This window comes from Streptomyces sp. SID14478, assembly GCF_010548525.1.
GTDB lineage: Bacteria > Actinomycetota > Actinomycetes > Streptomycetales > Streptomycetaceae > Streptomyces.
Genome location: NZ_JAAGMG010000457.1, coordinates 1 through 1,831, shown reverse-complemented (window position 1 = coordinate 1,831; position 1,831 = coordinate 1). Strand labels below are relative to the sequence as shown.

The 1,831-nt window shown below is 75.9% G+C and carries 3 protein-coding genes; 1 reads left to right on the top strand and 2 read right to left on the bottom strand.

Going from position 1 to position 1,831, the window contains the following annotated elements; genetic code table 11:
• The coding region (locus tag G3I40_RS15285; RefSeq protein WP_164302717.1) for an NTP transferase domain-containing protein at positions 1-140 on the bottom strand (140 nt) is incomplete at its 3' end.
• A gap of 194 nt (positions 141-334) precedes the next feature.
• On the opposite strand from G3I40_RS15285, the gene G3I40_RS15280 reads away from it, so the two are divergent.
• A complete protein-coding gene (locus G3I40_RS15280; RefSeq protein WP_164302716.1) occupies positions 335-655 on the top strand; it encodes a DUF5955 family protein in 321 nt (106 codons plus the stop codon).
• Between the two features lie 132 nt (positions 656-787).
• Here G3I40_RS15280 and G3I40_RS15275 read toward each other — a convergent pair.
• Positions 788-1,831: PLP-dependent aminotransferase family protein (locus tag G3I40_RS15275; RefSeq protein ID WP_164302715.1), on the bottom strand; the 1,044-nt coding region annotated here is incomplete at its 5' end.

Below are 1,831 nucleotides of genomic sequence, written 5' to 3'. Positions count from 1 at the left end.
GCGCGCACCGTCCGCACCGCGTGCTCCACGAGGGGGCGCCCGCGATGGGGCAGCAGCGCCTTGGGGCGGCCGCCGAGCCGCCGCCCGCCTCCCGCGGCGAGCAGCAGCCCGGCCACCTCGTCCGTTTCTCCGGTAGTCATGCCCCCTGGATACCGCACGGGCCGAGGCGGCGCCCGCGCACCCTGAGTTGTCTTACGCAACGGACTGGCGCGAAAGGGGGCTCGTGGCGTTAACTAGGCGCCCACGAACCCGAGTTGGGCGTCCGACCAGCGCCCGGCGCGGGTCTGCACCAAGACGTACGACGGGCGCACAAAGGCGTGCGAGGGGGAGAGCCGTGTTGCGGAGCGTGGAGCAGAGGCTGGTGCCGGTGACCGGCAGGTACGAGGATCCGCGGGTGGCGGAGCTGCGCACGGCCGTGTCCCGGCTGCGCCGGGAACTCGCCGCCCACCCGGCCGAATTCCCCGACCGGGGCATCGCCGAGGACGAACTGGCGGCCCTCGACGCGATGGCGGGCGCAGGCCGCCCCGAGGTGCCCCGGCTGCGCCGCTCGCTGCTGCTGGTCGCGGGTGCGATCGGGTCGGTCAGTGCCCTGGCGGGCGCCCTCGCCGAGGTGCGCGGCGCCGTCGAAATGTTCGGGGGACCGGCCGCCCGCTAGGACCTGCCCGGGCCCCTGGCCGGCCGGGGGCTGGGGGAAGATCTTGTCGCGGACCCGGGTCTGGCACGCAGCCCTGTGGCGCCCGCCCCCGCGGGCGGACGACGGGACTGTCGCCACCCGTCGCAGGACCCCTCAGGCCACCCAGTGCGGGCGTCCCGGCTCCTCGCCCGTCGGGCCGAGGCCGCCGTCCAGGGCCGCGGCGATCCGCCGTACCGCCTCCTCGGCGACCTCCGGCGGCTGCGTGTAGGGCCAGCGCAGCCGGTGCTCGAACGTGCCCGGGTCCGCGCCGAACCGTGACCCGCCCTCGATCCGCACCCCGTGCCGCATCGCGGCCTGCGCCAGAGGCGAGGCGATGGGCCGGCCCACGTCGATCCAGAGCGACATGCCGCCGGGCGGCACCTGCCAGCGCCAGTCAGGGAACTCGTGCCGCAGGGCCCGGTCGAGGTGGTCGCGCTGCGCGCGCAGCACCGGCAGCCGCCGGCGCAGGATCTCCTCCTCGCGGGCGAGCAGCCGCAGCGCCACCAACTGGTCGAGGACCGACCCCGACATGTCCGCGGTCACCCGCAGCATGGTCAGTTCGGTGATCAGCCGGGTGCCGGCCCGCACCCAGCCGACCCGCAGCCCGCTCCAGTGGCCCTTGCTCAACGAGCCGACGGTGACGATCTGTTCGCCGCCGCCGGGCCCCGCGAGCGAGGCGAACGGCGGGGGAGTCGGCACGTCGAGCGCGATGTCCGCGATCGTCTCGTCGACCACCAGCCAGGTGCCGGTCGCCCGCGCCGCCGCGATCAGCCGCCGGCGGTCCTCGGCCGGCATGACGTGGCCCGTCGGATTCTGGAAGTCGGGGATGAGGTACGCCAGGCGCGGCGCCGCCTGCCGCAGCGTCGCGCCGAACAGCTCGGTGTCCCAGCCGTCGTCGGTGACCGGCACCGGCGCGGTCCGCAGCCCCGACTGCCGTATGACCGCGAGCGCGTTGGCGTACGACGGGTTCTCCACGGCGATCCGGTCGCCGGGCCGGCCGAGCAGCGTGAACGCGAGCGCGACGGCCTGCTGGGCGCCACTCGTGACCAGGATCTGGTCGGGCAGCGTCGGCAGGCCGCGCAGGGTGTACCGCTCGGCGATCGCGGCGCGCAGCTCCGGCAGGCCGTACGGGTGGTAGCCGGGCGTCGCCGCGTGCCG